We start from the raw sequence: 13,704 nt of genomic DNA, 5'->3' as shown, positions 1-13,704 counted from the left end.
TTGGAAAGCAGCGTGGCGTTGGGAATCAGTACGCTCTGTCCGGACACGAGGGAGAGTTCCCATGGTCCCTGCATGACTAGCACCTCCGACGGGGCTGTCCAGCCGATCGGAGTTTTCTTTTCCGAATCTTCTTTCTTATAATGCAGGCTGCCGCCAAGCAGTTTGTGCAGGTTCGAATAGTTCATCTGGATAACGTTAAATGTCGGGGCGATGCCGCCGTTACTCTGTGGGATGACCAGCACCGGGGCACCCTGCACCTGTTCGGCCTCGATCTTCGCGGCCTCGGGTTTCTTGCCGCCCAAGTCAAACGAGTTCTTTTCAATATACCCGATTGTGAAATCCTTATACTTTACGGCTCCTATACCGTACATAAAATTCTTGTTCATCTTTTTTTCAGTTTCATTGTTAATAACATACCGACAAGCAAGCCGGCAACCATTCCCCAAGTAAACACCCGCACCGGGTTCGGAGGACGTTTTTCCTCCGTTTGAACGTCATTTGAAATTTCGCTCTTGGTTTCGCTACGGATGCGCGCCAGCTCTTCTTCATACCATAGCACCAGCTGCTGCAGACTGTCACACGAGGCTTCGGCCACGATGTTCCCGCTGTCGTCGCTTCCTACGGTCAGGTTGGCCTGTCCGCTCTTGCCACGGTACACGGCACCTTCAGGAAGCTTACGGAGGCTGTCCGCCGGTATAGTCAGCTTCACCGAACTCGCCGGTATCCCCGCCATCACCAGTCCCGCCCGTCGACTTCCGCTCGCGCTGTCGGCGCTTGCCGTTTCCGTCCGGACTTCCCGGTTCATGCTCTTTCGGTGACTCGCGCAACCTGTCAAGCACAGGGCAATCGTCACGATGAGGACAGTTCCCGGCTGTATCAATAGCTTTTCTAAGACGGGCCATCTCACGTGTATTGCGGGCCAGTTCTTTCTTTGTTTCACAGAATTCATCTTTTAGAGGTTTTACAATATTTTCCATCAAAATGCGGGTGGCATGTTCGGCGTTATCTATGCGCATAGCCTCTGCACCGGCCTCGGCCTTCATCGCTTCCGCTTTCGCTTTTCTCACAGTAGCCCGCAAGGAGCCAATGGTCGCCACCGTACCAACCAGGCCGCCGCCAAGGATAATGTTCATAAATTCGCTCAAGTCCATACCACCCGGTTTTATTATTGATTAATACCTATTTCTTTCAACCATTCCTGCACATCGAAACTCGGACAGGCTTTCGCTGCCAGTTCGTTGTGTCCAACAATGCGTACATCAGGAAATTTCCGGTGAAAATCCTTCACATACTTCTCCAGTGCCTTTTTCTGACAGCCGGTGCGGGTGTCTTTCGGGGTCTTACCGTCTTTTTCCACGCCTCCGGCATACACGATGTGACGGCTCACACTGTTATATCCCTTGGCTCCGTTGGTCACTTCCCAAGGGTCCACCTGTGCATCCTCATTGTTTTCTACCAGACGTTCCACGCCTCCGTTCAGGTGGAACAGGTCGGTATAGCCAACCTGCTTCCATCCTCTTCCTCCCTGGGCAACCGGAGATGTATGCCATTTGCGGATGTCCGCAGATGAAACCTCACGTCCCTCCGGAGTTGCCGTACAGTGTATTACCAGATATTTCAACTTTGCCATAATCATCATGCTTGATAGCCGCTCATCATTACCACTCCGGCATCCTCTTTCTTGGGCATGCAGATGAAGTAATGGCGGAAGTTAATCAGGTTACGCTGGTTCAACGGGTCGTTCTTTGACTCGGAATAATACATCTTGGTAGAGCCTGTTGCCTTGAAAACCCGCTGTTTGTAGAAGGCAAACGAACACGGGAATTCACCGGCTTCTGCCGTTGCACCCAATGCCTTTTTCGCTCCGGCTGTAGTATAAAGCGGATTGTTGCCGTACTCATAGATTTCAAAGCCGTACAGGTTGCCTACCTTGCCGCTGTTGCGGTCAATGTTGTACTGCTCGCGGAATGCCTGGCTGGTCAGCAGCAGGTCATTCACATGGTCGGGGCAAAGCACCAGTCTGCGGCCGTCTGACGGCACGCGCAGGTTGTCAAGGGCACGCTTCATTTCCACAAGGTCATTCACGGTAAGGCGCAGACGGTTTGTGGCCGGATCTTTCTCGCCGGTAGTCTTAAGCACCGGGGTCGTTGCCGTATTCTTGTTCGCGCAAAGGGCATGGGCCGCCTTGGTGAACTTCGCGTCATTGATACTGTTGGCATGACCTTCCTTTACACGGGCGGTCTTGTCATAGCTGATGGCATAAAGTTCGTCATCCGTAATCGGCGTGGCCTTGGTCTGGAATTTGTCAAGCTTGATGGCGATGTCCTTGTCTTCCAAAGCCTGTACGTCAATCGGGTAGGTCTTGTTGTTAATCAAGACGTCCGGATCCACCCCTACCTCTACCAGATGAATCACATCGTTGTTCACGATACTGCTTTGGTCGGGAATTCCTGACAGCCACGTGCCTTCCAGCCCGGCACGGAGTACCTTGACAAGCTCGCCCGTCCAGATTTCCGTATAAACCCCTTCACGGAGTATTGAAGCGCTCTGCGGAGCCATGCCCATGAAGGCTGCCACCGCATTCATTCCCACAGCTCCGGCTGCAGGAGAGAATCCCAGCACGGAAGCACACACGGCACCTGTCAGCGTATTGAACAGGAGTGCCGTCAAAAGCATTACAATTTTTCCCATTGTCTTCATTTTAAAGGTTTTCAAATTTCACAGGTCATTCCATATTCGGCCTTGTACAGACGCTTGTACTCCTCCGGGTTCTGCTCACGCATTTCAAGCAGTGCGTCACTCGGGACATCGCTCAGCTTGGCATAGGTGGACGGCTGTGCCTGCTGCTTGCCACCCTGGTAACTCAGCACGGTGGAGATCTTCACCTGGGGTTGCATGGCATCAAGCACATTCTTCAGCTCGTCGGATCCAACCTTCTTGCCCAGTTCGATAAACTGCGCCTTCTTGTCTTCCCCCAGTCGTTTCTCCGCTACGGCCTTTTCCACAAGACCGGTAATGCGGGCCAGGGTCAGCTTCCCGTTTTCATCTTTCAGAGAGTCATTCTCAGCCTTGGCCGCTTTCAGGTCATTCAATGCCCGGGTTACATCAGCCTCCGTCGCCGTTTCCGGCAGCCCCAATTGAAGGGCCAAAAGTTTCAGTTCCATTTCTTCTTCTGTTTTTTGATTATTGATTGATGGCAAGGGACATTCCCCGTCCCTTCCCAAAGTGATTTGTTTACCGTCTTTCATCAATATGATGGCATCATCGTTAGAACCAACGTCCACCAGAGAGACCTCGTACAGTTTACTCTTGGTCACGGTCGGACAAGTCTGTCCCGGCAGTAGATGTTCGGGCTGTTCGCTCAGTTCCAGGATATCTATGCCGGCACTTACCATTCTCAGGCTGCCGAACTCAAATTGTTTCTTACACCTCTTACTGAGGTCGGTCGCCTCGTCAAACACGGGTTCACCGGTCACCTCGCCGTCTTCCACCCGGATATCCTTCACATAACCGATCACGCTACCGCGCTGGTGCATGTACAGCAGTACCGGGTTTCGGCAATACTGCTCCACACTCATGCCCGATGTCAGCACACGGCTTCCGTAGCTGTTCAGGCTGTCGTTTGAAATTCTTACACGTTTGTTCATTTTCTCATGCCACGCCTTTATGCATTGGCGCTGCAATATTACGGAGCACTTACCGGGAAGCCAAAAAAGTGTGCAACGGTTGCACACTTCTATGAAACCGTTGCACATTATTTTGGCTGCAAGCTGATAAGCGGACAACTTTGCGGATAAATCGGGCAGGTGCAAGGGACTCCGAAGCCTGCCTTTAACCCTATATTCTTTATTATATGACAAAGGCAGAAATCGAAAAGAAAAAATCTCTTGCACGCTCACTGTTCCTTTCCGGCATGGAACAGACTGAAATTGCGGAGAAAGTGGACGTGTCACGCGTCACCATTTCAAAATGGTGCACGGCTGACGGATGGAAAGAGGCAAGGGCGGCAAAGAACGTCACCCGTCCGGAACTGGTGAACAAACTCCTGCTCACCATTGATACACTCATTACTCAAGTCAACGAATCGAACGACCCTGCACTTGTAGCTGGTCTCGGGGACAAACTGGCCAAACTTTCGGCGGTGATTGAAAAGTTAGACAAGAAGGCCAACGTAGTGGATGTCATTGAAGTGTTCATGGCATTCTCCAAATGGATTGAATACCGTTCAACCATCGACCCGGAAGTGACTCCGGAACTGGTCAGGGCAATCAATAAGTACCAGGATCTGTATATCACCGAACAGATGGGCATAAAATAAAACGGCTATGGCAACAGCAGCGGAAAAGAAACAGGCATACGAACAGTGGAAGGAACACTGTAAAAGAGTGCAGTCCATCACGGATACGGCTTTGCTCGCAGGCGAGACACCGGCACAAAAGGACAGGCGTATTCTGCGTCTGCAGGGTAACTATGCCGCGTTCTGTGAATATTACTTCCCCCACTTTCTCACCTTGCGTGACAAAACCACTGGGGAAATCATACGTACCATCCACAATGCACCGTTCCACAATGCGGCAGCGGCTAAAGTAAAAGGCACACCCAACCTGAAAGCGGTGTTCATGTGGCCGCGTGGCCATGCCAAGTCCACACACATGGACATCTTTGTTCCGCTGTGGCTGATGTTCCAGCCCAAACGGCTCATCAACTTCATGGTGGTGGTCGGCAAAAGTGAGGACTCAGCCACGCGTCTGCTGGGAGATATTCAGGCAGAACTGGAACATAACCAGCGCATCATTGCCGACTTCGGCAAGCAGCAGGGGAATGCCTCCTGGCAGGATGGGGAGTTCAAGGCGGCCAACGGGGTGAAATTCCTGGCTTGCGGACGCGGACAGTCCCCGCGTGGTCTGCGCGACCGGGAAGCACGTCCGGACTACATCGTCATCGATGACTTGGATGACGACGAACTGTGCCGCAATGAGAAACGGGTACATGACATTACAGACTGGGTGAAAGAAGCCCTTTTTGGTGCACTGGATGTGGGCCGGGGACGTTTTATCATGGTCGGGAACCTCATTTCTAAAAACTCGGTGCTGGCCAATCTCACCAGGACAAAAGGGGTACATGTATCCGTCATCAAGGCAATAGACAAGAACGGAGAACCGGTATGGCGCGAAAAATGGACGAAAGAAGAGGCGCAGGAATACAGGGATTTCGTAGGCTACCGGGCATGGGAAAAGGAGATGATGCACAACCCCATCGTGGACGGCACTATCTTCCGGGCAGACTGGATTCGTTACAAGAAACTGCCCAGACTGTCCAAGTATGAAATGCTGGTCTGCTATACCGACCCCTCTTTCAAATCGACCACTTCCAACGACTACAAGGCTTGCCGGCTTTGGGGCAAGATCGGGAAGGAACTGCACCTTATAGACTGCTACGTCCGGCAGGATACCGTTTCCGGAATGGTGCGGTGGCTGTACGACCTCTACGAACGTACACGCGATACGGCAGCCGTGCAGTTCTTTATGGAAGCGAACTTCATGCAGGATGTCATTCTGGATGAGTTTGAGGCAGAAGGAAATCTGCGTGGATACCAACTGCCCATCATGCCGGACAAACGAAAGAAGCCGGACAAGCTCCAGCGCATCGAAGCGGTGTCACCATTATGGGAACGCGGTTTCGTATTCTACAATGAGAAGTTGAAAGAATCGCCGGATATGCAAACCGGAATCGAACAGACCTTGGCACTGGAGCGTGGCAGCCGTATTCACGATGATGCACCGGATGCCGACGAGGGAGCCATCTGGATGCTGCAGCGCAATTCAAGACAGGAGAGTTTTCAACCGGTGTTCGGCAAAAGGCCGACCGCCAAAAATATATGGTAACATGATACAGCTGATTAAAAGAATGATTTTTGCATGGCGCTATAAACGTGCCGTTGCCCGTGCTTGCAAGTATGCCAAGCTCTACGGAAGAAAATACTACGTCCTGTATATGGGCGGCAAACTGAAAGTTGTCCCCAAAAGGAATATCTGCGAACTGATTCACCGCCACCGTTTCCGCAAGGGAACCACTATCCGGGATATAGAAAAAATGGCATTGTTCATCACTAAATAATAAGGTCATGTTCATTACAGAAGAAGATTACAAAGTTGTCATCGGCGACAACGCATTGAAGGTCATCTCTCAGGTAAGCCCCAAAAACCGTGCCGATGCGGAAACGGTGGCTTTGGAGGAAATATCCGGCTATCTGCGTTCGAAATACGACTGTACGGCCATTTTCGCTGCACAGGATGAACAGCGTAACAAGCTCATCGTAACGTACGCCTGCGACATCGCACTCTATCACATGAGCGCGTCAGTTCCGCAGAAAATGGGAAGCGAGGTGCGCAAGGAACGCTACGAGCGTGCAATAAAAATGCTCGAGGGGATACAGGCCGGAAAAATTGTCCCTGATTTGCCCTTGGCTGTCGGAGAAGATGGACTTCCGTCCGGAAATTCATTTGTTTACAGCTGTCAGAAGCAGCTTCATCATAACTGGTAGGACTATGGATATTAAAGACTTTTTCAGCGGTATGTTTTCCAATAAACCGAAAAACGTACTGCAAACGCCATACGGCAATTTTAATCTGGCCAAGGGGAAAGACATCAAGCGGGTGCAGAAAATGGTCATCGACCTGCAACGCACCACTGATGCACTCACCCGGAAGGACATCAAGAACTGGCGCGATGCCTGGCAGTATGCCATCAATGTGGACAGTCCCAGCCGCCAGCGCCTGTACGACATCTACCGGGACACGGAAATAGACCTTCACCTCTCCGGGTGTGTGGAGCAGCGCAGAGGTTTTGTCATGGCACGTTCTTTCAAAATCGTGGATATGAAAGGGGATGAGAACGAGGAAGCGGTTCACTTCTTTGACCAGTCCTGGTTCAAGCAGCTCATGCGCTATGCACTTGATTCAATCTACTGGGGACATTCGCTCATCGAATTGGGCGACCTTTACACTGACGGCGACGGCTGCATCTGTTATTCGGATGTGAAGCTTATTCCGCGTAAGCATGTCATTCCTGAATATGGGCGTGTCATAACCGACCTCGGACAGGACTGGACTACAGGTATAGACTACCGCCAGCCGCCTTTTTCGGACTGGCTCATTGAGGCCGGCAGACCTGACGACCTCGGGCTGTATCTCAAGGCAGCTTCACAGACTATCCCCAAAAAGAATATGCTGGCTTTTTGGGATACCTTCGGGGAAATATTCGGAATGCCCATGCGTATAGCACGCACCACCTCGCGCGACCAGAAAGAAATCGACCGCCTTGACAAGATGCTGCGTGAAGCCGGAACCGCTCTCTCCATGGTGGCAGGAATGGAAACCGAAATCGAATTTGTGGAAAGCGGCAAGGGAGATGCATTCAATGTCTATGACAAGCGCATCGATCGGGCCAATTCCGAACTGTCAAAGCTTATCATCGGACAAACGATGACCATTGAGGACGGAAGCAGCCTCTCACAGTCTGAAACGCACCTTGAAGTGTTCCAGAACCTCGTGGAAAGTGACTGCGACATGCTGCGGGATATAGTGAACAACCAACTCATTCCGCGCATGGTTCGTCACGGTTTTCCTGTCAAGGGACTGCGTTTTGATTGGGACTACTCCATTGACTACACTCCCGAACAGCAGAAAGCCTACGAAGAAATGGTACTGCAGCACTACAAGGTGAAGCCACAGTACTTTGAGGAAAAATACGGCATTCCGTGCGAGGAGAAGGAACCGAAGGAAGAGCCGGACCCGGCAGATCCGAAAAAGAAGAAAGACGACAAACAGGCTGGAACGCTATCCCGTTTTTTCGACTGAGCCCCGAGGATTATTCGGGGCTGCATCTACGCTACAGTTCATTGCTTGGCAATCATACCCTCCAACTCTCAAAAGAGGACGAGGCAAAATTGATGCGTGACAAGCTTACAGAGATGTTCGACCGCATGATGAAAGCCCTGTTCCGGGAGCAGAGGGCAAACCTTGAAATCAACATACTGGCTTCAGAAGAGGCGCAGGACTTTATAGAGACGCACGCCTCCGTCCTGGACTCTTCATTCCGGCAGGTGGAGATGTCCGAGGCCATGCGAGGGCGCCTGCAGAGGTCGGATTATATATTCTCAGGCCTAAAGACGTTCCATGAACTGAACGAAGCCTTCCCCTCCCTGCTGGATGAGAACGGCAATCGAAAAACGTTCGAACGCTTTTTGAACGATGTCCGGAAGATAGACGAAACCTATAATCGGGGCTACCTCCGGGCAGAGTACAACTTTGTGCAGGCTTCGGCGACTATGGCCGCCAAGTGGGAACGGTTCGCAGAAGACGGGGACCGCTACAACCTCCAGTACCGGACGGCCGGGGATGGCAAGGTTCGCCCGGAACATGCCGAACTGCATGGGGTAACACGACCTATGGCAGACCCCTTTTGGGAAGAGTATTTCCCGCCAAATGGATGGAACTGCAGGTGCACCGTAGTCCAGGTACGAAAATCCAAATATCCGGAAACGCCCTACGATGAGGCAATGGCATTGGGCGAGTCAGCCCTTCAAAGGGACACCAAAGGCATCTTCCGGTTCAACCCGGGAAAAGAACAGAAGACCATGCCGGATTACAACCCATACACCATCAAAAGGTGCAGGGATTGTGATATGGCCAAAGGGAAACTTAAACTGGCCTTCGTTCCGGACAACGAGCTGTGCGCCGCCTGCAAAATACTGCAAAAATGCGCCGGAGACCGGGAAAAGTCCGCACGAGCTATCGAACGTATCCATTATCTGCATGAAATGGAGCCTCTACTTCAAAAGAAAGTGGAAAAGAACATAAATGGCAAGGACTTGAATATCGGCTTTACCAAAGAGGGCAACAAGCACTTGTTCTCCGACACATTCGGACGGACACGCATCGTTTCCAAGGAGGACTTGAAGAACCTGGATTCACACCTTGAACGTGCCGAATATGTGGATGATTCCGCATTGACTCACCCAAGGACGGACAACGTGGAACACTTCTTCTACTTCAAAGTTAAAATCAATGGAAAATGGGTAAGGCTTAATGTTGCCAAAGAAGTAACAAGAAGGGATAACGGTTATATCCGCATAAAATACTTTTTATACTCAGTAAATGATATAATAGTAGAATAAAAAAAACAAAAGCACCAAGGGCGACACTTTGGACTAAAACGCCTGCTCGTCATTCCCTCAATGCTTCTGTGTTTGCAAATATACAAAACATTTTTTAATCCAATTGCTTATGAACAAGATTCTTTCATTTTTGAAACGAAGCAACCGCTACAAACACCTGGTAGGCGGTTTTATCGTGGGGCTGCCAGCCCTGACACCGTACGCGGCCTTATACGCAGCTGCCATCGCAGCCTCCTCGCTGGAGCTCAACGACAAGCTCCGGGGCGGTCGTTGGGACTGGACGGACTGGACACTCACCGTGACCGGAGGAGCAATCGCCGCATTGATTTTCCTCGTTATCTAACAAGGGGACTGGCTTTTATCCGTACCTTTGCACCCCGGTGGAGCTTCCTGATAGTCCGTGTGGTCTATCGCGGGTACAACAATGCGAATGCGAATGGCGGCGTGTCGAATGCGAATGCGAATAACGATGCATCGAACTCGAACACGAATGTCGGCTCCCGTCTGGAAATCTAACAATCGGCGTACAACACCGGGGACGTGTCCCCTACCGTGGTGCCGAGGGAAGCAAGCCACAGCAAAAGCGCACAGGTGCGGAAAGCTGAAAAATCACGCGTCGGGTGGAGTTTGGTAGGCTCAAGTCAGCTCGAAGAAGTCAGACCCGGGGAAAGGAAGGCCCTTATCTTCCGTTTGTAAAACAATCAAAAAAAACAATGCTATAATGCACAGGCAAGGATATATAGTGGAAGAGATTGCCGATTATTCCAATATGGCGGAATCGTTCAACCAGGTCCTCCGTGGCTCCAAACGAAAAAAAAGCCGCCAAGGACGTTACCTGCTTGCGCACAGGGAAGAGGTGCTTCAGGAACTTACCGGAAAAATCAAGACAGGTACATTCACCGTCAAGGATTACCGGGAGAGGGAAATCATGGAGGGTGGAAAAATGCGACGTATCCAGATACTCACCATGAAGGACCGCATCGCCGTCCACGCAATCATGGCCGTAGTGGACAGGCACCTGAAGAAACGGTTCATCCGTACCACCTCAGCCAGCATCAAGAACCGCGGCATGCACGACCTCATGGAGTACATACGCCGCGACATGAAAGAAGACCCGGAAGGAACACGCTACTGCTACAAATTCGACATCTCCAAGTTCTATGAGAGCGTGGGGCAGGATTTCGTAATGTATTGCGTCCGGAGGGTATTCAAAGACAAGAAACTCATCGCCATGCTTGACAACTTCGTAAGGCTCATGCCGCAAGGAATCAGCATCGGGCTGAGGTCGTCGCAAGGGTTGGGCAACCTGCTCCTGTCTGTTTTTTTAGACCATTATTTGAAGGACAAGTACGGCGTCCGCCATTTCTACCGCTATTGCGATGACGGCGTGGTACTCGGTGACGCGAAATCAGAATTGTGGAAGATTCGTGATGCCGTCCACTTCCAGGTCGCACAAATCGGGCTTACCGTAAAGCCTGATGAACGTGTATTCCCGGTGGACGAGGGCATAGACTTCTTGGGATATGTCATATACCCCGACCATGTGCGCCTACGCAAGCGCATCAAACAGAAGTTCGCCCGAAAAATGCACGAGGTCAAATCGAGGAAAAGAAGGCGTGAACTGGTCGCTTCCTTCTATGGGATGGCCAAGCACGCCGACTGCAATATGTTGTTTAATAAATTAACAGGCAAAAAAATGAGATCATTTAAAGACTTGAACGTTTCCTACAAGCCGGAAGACGGCAAGAAACGTTTTCCCGGCTCCGTGGTAAGCATCCGGGAATTAGTGAACTTACCCATCATCGTGAAGGACTTCGAGACCGGCATCCGCACCGAACAGGGCGAAGACCGCTGTATCGTAGCCATCGAGATGAATGGCGAGGCCAAGAAGTTCTTCACCAACTCGGAAGAGATGAAGAACATCCTCGCGCAAGTGAGTGAAATGCCGGACGGATTTCCGTTTGAGACCATCATCCGGACGGAAACTTTCGGCAAAGGTAGAACCAAGTATGTATTCAGCTGATGAAAAAAGTGGAAGGAAATACCGGGGTACGGTTGCTTGAATGCATAAACCCCATTAAAAACAAATGGCGTGTCCGATGGGACGTGCAGCCGGGAGAGAACGGATCGGCCACCTACATGGAAGAGGAGTTCGACCATCGACCCACCGAAGACGAGATACGCTCCACGGTCATAACATGGCACAACCGGGAAACTGACAAGGATATCCTATCAGGTTTCACCTACGAGAATGTCCCGGTATGGCTGTCAAGCGAGAACCAGTTCAACTACAAGGCGGCCTACGACCTTGCCGTGCAAACAGCAGGGGCGACTCTTCCGGTCGTGTTCAAATTCGGGACGGACACCGAACCGGTCTATCGCGAGTTTGCTACACTGGAAGACCTGACAGACTTCTATACGAAAGCCATGCAGCATATCCAAAACACGCTGGCCGACGGATGGAAAAAGAAAGATGTATTTGATTTGTCGCTATATGCGGTAGATTAAAAAAAGCCTTCGGGGGTAAGGCTGTAAAAAAAGCCCCCGGCCTGTTAATTAGTCGTCTCACTTACTTATTAACACAAAGATACCTCTTACAGGCACGACCGGGGGCATAGACCCTCGTTCGCCTGCAAGAGGTTTTTTTGTGTACGCTTCTGCGCATAAATAAGTGAGACAGTGCAAAAGTACTAATTTTTGTTGAATATGAAAGTAATTGAGATACTGAAATTGAATAAAGGAATGCTGAAAACATGCCGGAAAGTAGGAATCCGGATGGAAGACGTACAGTATATCGAACTATACAATGACTACAACAGGCTGTTGGACGAAGGCGAAAAGGTTTCCTACATCGTGGCAGTACTGGCCGAACGTTATAATGTTTGCGAGCGAAAGGTATACACGCTCATCAAACGGCTGCAAAGCGACTGTAACCCGTTTGCAGTGTAATGGGACAGCCTCCCCATTGAAGAGGGATAACGGCGCGGTACCTTTGCGGGGTATCAAAACAACACACCATGAACAAGTATTATCAAATCCTAAAAAAGGTACTTGCCGACGGCAAGACACAAAAAGGCAGGAAAGGTGAAAGCCGTTACCTGCTGAACGAGACGGTAACGCTGTCCCCTGCGGAACTGCTCGATATTTTCGAGGGACACAATATCGCACGGAAGAAGCTCAGAAGCGAACTGTCGCTCTTCATGAGCGGGGAAAGACAGGTTGAGAAATACCGGGAAGCCGGGATAAACTGGTGGGACTACTGCGGCTCCATCCTCGTGAACTCCTACCCTACCTATTTCGAGAAGCTGCCACCTCTGATTGGCAAAATCAACCGGGAAAAACGAAGCAGCAAGAACTACGTGCTGTTCCTCGGTTCGACCGGCACGGAAAGCAACCAGGCACCATGCCTCAGCCTCGTACAGTTCCAGATCGAACAAGGCGAACTGGTCCTGACGGCCTACCAGCGTAGCTCGGACGCCAACCTCGGATTACCGGCGGACATCTATCACCTGTACCTTATATCCCGGCAAATAGAACTACCCCTGAAATCCATCACAATCAACCTCGGCAACGTGCATATTTACGAGAACAACGTCACACGCACACAAGAACTGCTTGCCGGAAATCCTAACGTAAAATTCGAATTGAACGTATGAAAAAGACGTATCTGTCAGCCCCGCTGCCATTCGTGGGCCAAAAGCGCATGTTCGCACGCAAGTTTATGAAAGTATTGGAACAATATCCGGAAAGCACGGTATTCGTTGACCTTTTCGGCGGTTCCGGCCTGTTATCACACATCACCAAACGATGCAAGCCGGAAGCCACGGTCATATACAACGATTTCGACAATTACCACAAGCGGTTGGAAAACATCCCAAGGACAAACCGGCTGATCGCCGACCTGCGTTCCATGGTAGGGAATTCCGTTCCACGGCACAAGACCATAACCGGAGAACTGCGTGAGCGCATCTTCAGCCGTATCCTCCAGGAGGAGCACGAGACCGGTTACGTGGACTTCATCACCCTGTCCTCCTCTTTGATGTTCTCCATGAAATATAAACTGAGCGTACCGGAGATGCGGAAGGAAGCCCTTTATAACAACATCCGGAAAGCGGACTATCCGGAGTGCACGGATTATCTGGAGGGGCTGGAAATCGTCTCCTGCGATTATAAGGAGCTGTTCAACCGCTACAAAGACACGCCGGGCGTGGTGTTCCTGGTGGACCCGCCGTACCTTTCCACCGACGTGGGTACTTACAATATGAGTTGGCGTATGTCGGATTACCTCGACGTGCTGAACGTGCTATCCGGGCATCCGTTCGTCTATTTCACCTCAAACAAATCCTCCATCCTGGAGCTGTGCGAATGGATCGGGAAAAACAAAAATATCGGCAACCCGTTCGAGGGATGTACCCGGATGGAGTTCAACGCCCACATAAACTACAGCTCATCCTACACGGACATGATGCTGTTCAAAAAAGAGGCTGCCTGACGGCGTTTCTTTGCCCCCTGTTGAAATAGAAAGC

At 50.9% G+C, this 13,704-nt stretch carries 18 protein-coding genes; 12 read left to right on the top strand and 6 right to left on the bottom strand.

Annotated elements, in window-relative coordinates; genetic code table 11:
- The 6 genes from ABUA47_RS17855 to ABUA47_RS17830 form a co-directional block, all read right to left on the bottom strand.
- Window positions 1-386, bottom strand: a 386-nt coding sequence (locus tag ABUA47_RS17855; RefSeq protein WP_349831843.1) for a hypothetical protein, incomplete at its 3' end; no start/stop codon positions are given.
- The gene (locus ABUA47_RS17850) at window positions 383-709 is read right to left on the bottom strand and encodes a hypothetical protein (RefSeq protein WP_349831841.1); all 327 of its coding nucleotides are present in this window, start codon (window positions 707-709) and stop codon (window positions 383-385) included. The genes ABUA47_RS17850 and ABUA47_RS17855, both read right to left, overlap by 4 nt.
- Entirely contained in the window at window positions 675-1,151 is a 477-nt protein-coding gene (locus ABUA47_RS17845; RefSeq protein WP_117911366.1) for a hypothetical protein, read from the bottom strand. The genes ABUA47_RS17850 and ABUA47_RS17845 overlap by 35 nt, the downstream gene beginning before the upstream one ends.
- 14 nt (window positions 1,152-1,165) lie before the next feature.
- Window positions 1,166-1,630: an N-acetylmuramoyl-L-alanine amidase gene (locus ABUA47_RS17840; protein ID WP_008778307.1), complete on the bottom strand. Its 465-nt coding sequence runs from the start codon at window positions 1,628-1,630 to the stop codon at window positions 1,166-1,168.
- Window positions 1,631-1,635: 5 nt separating this feature from the next.
- On the bottom strand, window positions 1,636-2,676 hold the full coding sequence (locus ABUA47_RS17835; RefSeq protein ID WP_266020250.1) for a hypothetical protein: 1,041 nt from the start codon (window positions 2,674-2,676) through the stop codon (window positions 1,636-1,638).
- Between the two features lie 35 nt (window positions 2,677-2,711).
- Window positions 2,712-3,647, bottom strand: a complete 936-nt coding sequence (locus tag ABUA47_RS17830; protein WP_349824441.1) for a peptidase — start codon at window positions 3,645-3,647, stop codon at window positions 2,712-2,714.
- 206 nt (window positions 3,648-3,853) lie between these two features.
- Between ABUA47_RS17830 and ABUA47_RS17825 the strand changes: the two genes are divergently transcribed.
- The 12 genes from ABUA47_RS17825 (at window position 3,854) to ABUA47_RS17770 (ending at window position 13,670) form a co-directional block, all read left to right on the top strand.
- Window positions 3,854-4,318 carry a terminase gpP N-terminus-related DNA-binding protein gene (locus ABUA47_RS17825; protein WP_005798268.1) on the top strand — a complete coding sequence of 155 codons (465 nt, stop codon included), beginning with the start codon at window positions 3,854-3,856 and terminating at the stop codon, window positions 4,316-4,318.
- Between the two features lie 7 nt (window positions 4,319-4,325).
- Window positions 4,326-5,885, top strand: coding sequence for a hypothetical protein (locus tag ABUA47_RS17820; protein WP_349824442.1), 1,560 nt, complete (start codon window positions 4,326-4,328; stop codon window positions 5,883-5,885).
- A 1-nt stretch (window position 5,886) separates the two neighbouring features.
- Window positions 5,887-6,117: a hypothetical protein gene (locus ABUA47_RS17815; protein ID WP_005798272.1), complete on the top strand. Its 231-nt coding sequence runs from the start codon at window positions 5,887-5,889 to the stop codon at window positions 6,115-6,117.
- 7 nt (window positions 6,118-6,124) lie between these two features.
- Complete coding sequence (locus tag ABUA47_RS17810) at window positions 6,125-6,544, top strand: phage protein Gp36 family protein (protein WP_272204210.1); 420 nt, start codon at window positions 6,125-6,127, stop codon at window positions 6,542-6,544.
- A gap of 4 nt (window positions 6,545-6,548) precedes the next feature.
- Window positions 6,549-7,859, top strand: coding sequence for a DUF935 family protein (locus ABUA47_RS17805; protein ID WP_349824443.1), 1,311 nt, complete (start codon window positions 6,549-6,551; stop codon window positions 7,857-7,859).
- Window positions 7,860-7,972: 113 nt separating this feature from the next.
- A complete protein-coding gene (locus ABUA47_RS17800) occupies window positions 7,973-9,178 on the top strand; it encodes a phage minor head protein (RefSeq protein WP_349824452.1) in 1,206 nt (401 codons plus the stop codon).
- Between the two features lie 109 nt (window positions 9,179-9,287).
- Window positions 9,288-9,521 carry a hypothetical protein gene (locus tag ABUA47_RS17795; RefSeq protein ID WP_349824453.1) on the top strand — a complete coding sequence of 78 codons (234 nt, stop codon included), beginning with the start codon at window positions 9,288-9,290 and terminating at the stop codon, window positions 9,519-9,521.
- A gap of 378 nt (window positions 9,522-9,899) precedes the next feature.
- Window positions 9,900-11,201 carry a reverse transcriptase domain-containing protein gene (locus ABUA47_RS17790; protein WP_349824444.1) on the top strand — a complete coding sequence of 434 codons (1,302 nt, stop codon included), beginning with the start codon at window positions 9,900-9,902 and terminating at the stop codon, window positions 11,199-11,201.
- A complete protein-coding gene (locus ABUA47_RS17785; protein ID WP_008778304.1) occupies window positions 11,201-11,686 on the top strand; it encodes a hypothetical protein in 486 nt (161 codons plus the stop codon). Before ABUA47_RS17790 ends, ABUA47_RS17785 begins: the two co-directional genes overlap by 1 nt.
- Window positions 11,687-11,884: 198 nt before the next feature.
- Window positions 11,885-12,127, top strand: coding sequence for a helix-turn-helix domain-containing protein (locus ABUA47_RS17780; protein ID WP_008778303.1), 243 nt, complete (start codon window positions 11,885-11,887; stop codon window positions 12,125-12,127).
- Between the two features lie 68 nt (window positions 12,128-12,195).
- Window positions 12,196-12,834 carry a thymidylate synthase gene (locus tag ABUA47_RS17775; RefSeq protein ID WP_008675554.1) on the top strand — a complete coding sequence of 213 codons (639 nt, stop codon included), beginning with the start codon at window positions 12,196-12,198 and terminating at the stop codon, window positions 12,832-12,834.
- Window positions 12,831-13,670, top strand: coding sequence for a DNA adenine methylase (locus tag ABUA47_RS17770; RefSeq protein ID WP_195574773.1), 840 nt, complete (start codon window positions 12,831-12,833; stop codon window positions 13,668-13,670). The genes ABUA47_RS17775 and ABUA47_RS17770 overlap by 4 nt, the downstream gene beginning before the upstream one ends.
- Window positions 13,671-13,704: the final 34 nt, after the last annotated feature.

Source organism: Bacteroides sp. RTP31139st1_H2_RTP31139_211217 (assembly GCF_040227615.1).
GTDB classification, from domain to species: Bacteria; Bacteroidota; Bacteroidia; order Bacteroidales; family Bacteroidaceae; genus Bacteroides; species Bacteroides uniformis.
This window is presented reverse-complemented; position numbering and strand designations above follow the sequence as displayed.

What these genes read in the sequence shown, in the direction of transcription:
- ABUA47_RS17845 (WP_117911366.1), bottom strand. Translation starts at nt 1,151, where the DNA reads ATGGACTTGAGCGAATTTATGAACATTATCCTTGGCGGCGGCCTGGTT.
- ABUA47_RS17840 (WP_008778307.1), bottom strand. Translation starts at nt 1,630, where the DNA reads ATGGCAAAGTTGAAATATCTGGTAATACACTGTACGGCAACTCCGGAG.
- ABUA47_RS17835 (WP_266020250.1), bottom strand. Translation starts at nt 2,676, where the DNA reads ATGCTTTTGACGGCACTCCTGTTCAATACGCTGACAGGTGCCGTGTGT.
- ABUA47_RS17830 (WP_349824441.1), bottom strand. Translation starts at nt 3,647, where the DNA reads ATGAACAAACGTGTAAGAATTTCAAACGACAGCCTGAACAGCTACGGA.
- ABUA47_RS17825 (WP_005798268.1), top strand. Translation starts at nt 3,854, where the DNA reads ATGACAAAGGCAGAAATCGAAAAGAAAAAATCTCTTGCACGCTCACTG.
- ABUA47_RS17820 (WP_349824442.1), top strand. Translation starts at nt 4,326, where the DNA reads ATGGCAACAGCAGCGGAAAAGAAACAGGCATACGAACAGTGGAAGGAA.
- ABUA47_RS17815 (WP_005798272.1), top strand. Translation starts at nt 5,887, where the DNA reads ATGATACAGCTGATTAAAAGAATGATTTTTGCATGGCGCTATAAACGT.
- ABUA47_RS17810 (WP_272204210.1), top strand. Translation starts at nt 6,125, where the DNA reads ATGTTCATTACAGAAGAAGATTACAAAGTTGTCATCGGCGACAACGCA.
- ABUA47_RS17805 (WP_349824443.1), top strand. Translation starts at nt 6,549, where the DNA reads ATGGATATTAAAGACTTTTTCAGCGGTATGTTTTCCAATAAACCGAAA.
- ABUA47_RS17800 (WP_349824452.1), top strand. Translation starts at nt 7,973, where the DNA reads ATGTTCGACCGCATGATGAAAGCCCTGTTCCGGGAGCAGAGGGCAAAC.
- ABUA47_RS17795 (WP_349824453.1), top strand. Translation starts at nt 9,288, where the DNA reads ATGAACAAGATTCTTTCATTTTTGAAACGAAGCAACCGCTACAAACAC.
- ABUA47_RS17790 (WP_349824444.1), top strand. Translation starts at nt 9,900, where the DNA reads ATGCACAGGCAAGGATATATAGTGGAAGAGATTGCCGATTATTCCAAT.
- ABUA47_RS17785 (WP_008778304.1), top strand. Translation starts at nt 11,201, where the DNA reads ATGAAAAAAGTGGAAGGAAATACCGGGGTACGGTTGCTTGAATGCATA.
- ABUA47_RS17780 (WP_008778303.1), top strand. Translation starts at nt 11,885, where the DNA reads ATGAAAGTAATTGAGATACTGAAATTGAATAAAGGAATGCTGAAAACA.
- ABUA47_RS17775 (WP_008675554.1), top strand. Translation starts at nt 12,196, where the DNA reads ATGAACAAGTATTATCAAATCCTAAAAAAGGTACTTGCCGACGGCAAG.
- ABUA47_RS17770 (WP_195574773.1), top strand. Translation starts at nt 12,831, where the DNA reads ATGAAAAAGACGTATCTGTCAGCCCCGCTGCCATTCGTGGGCCAAAAG.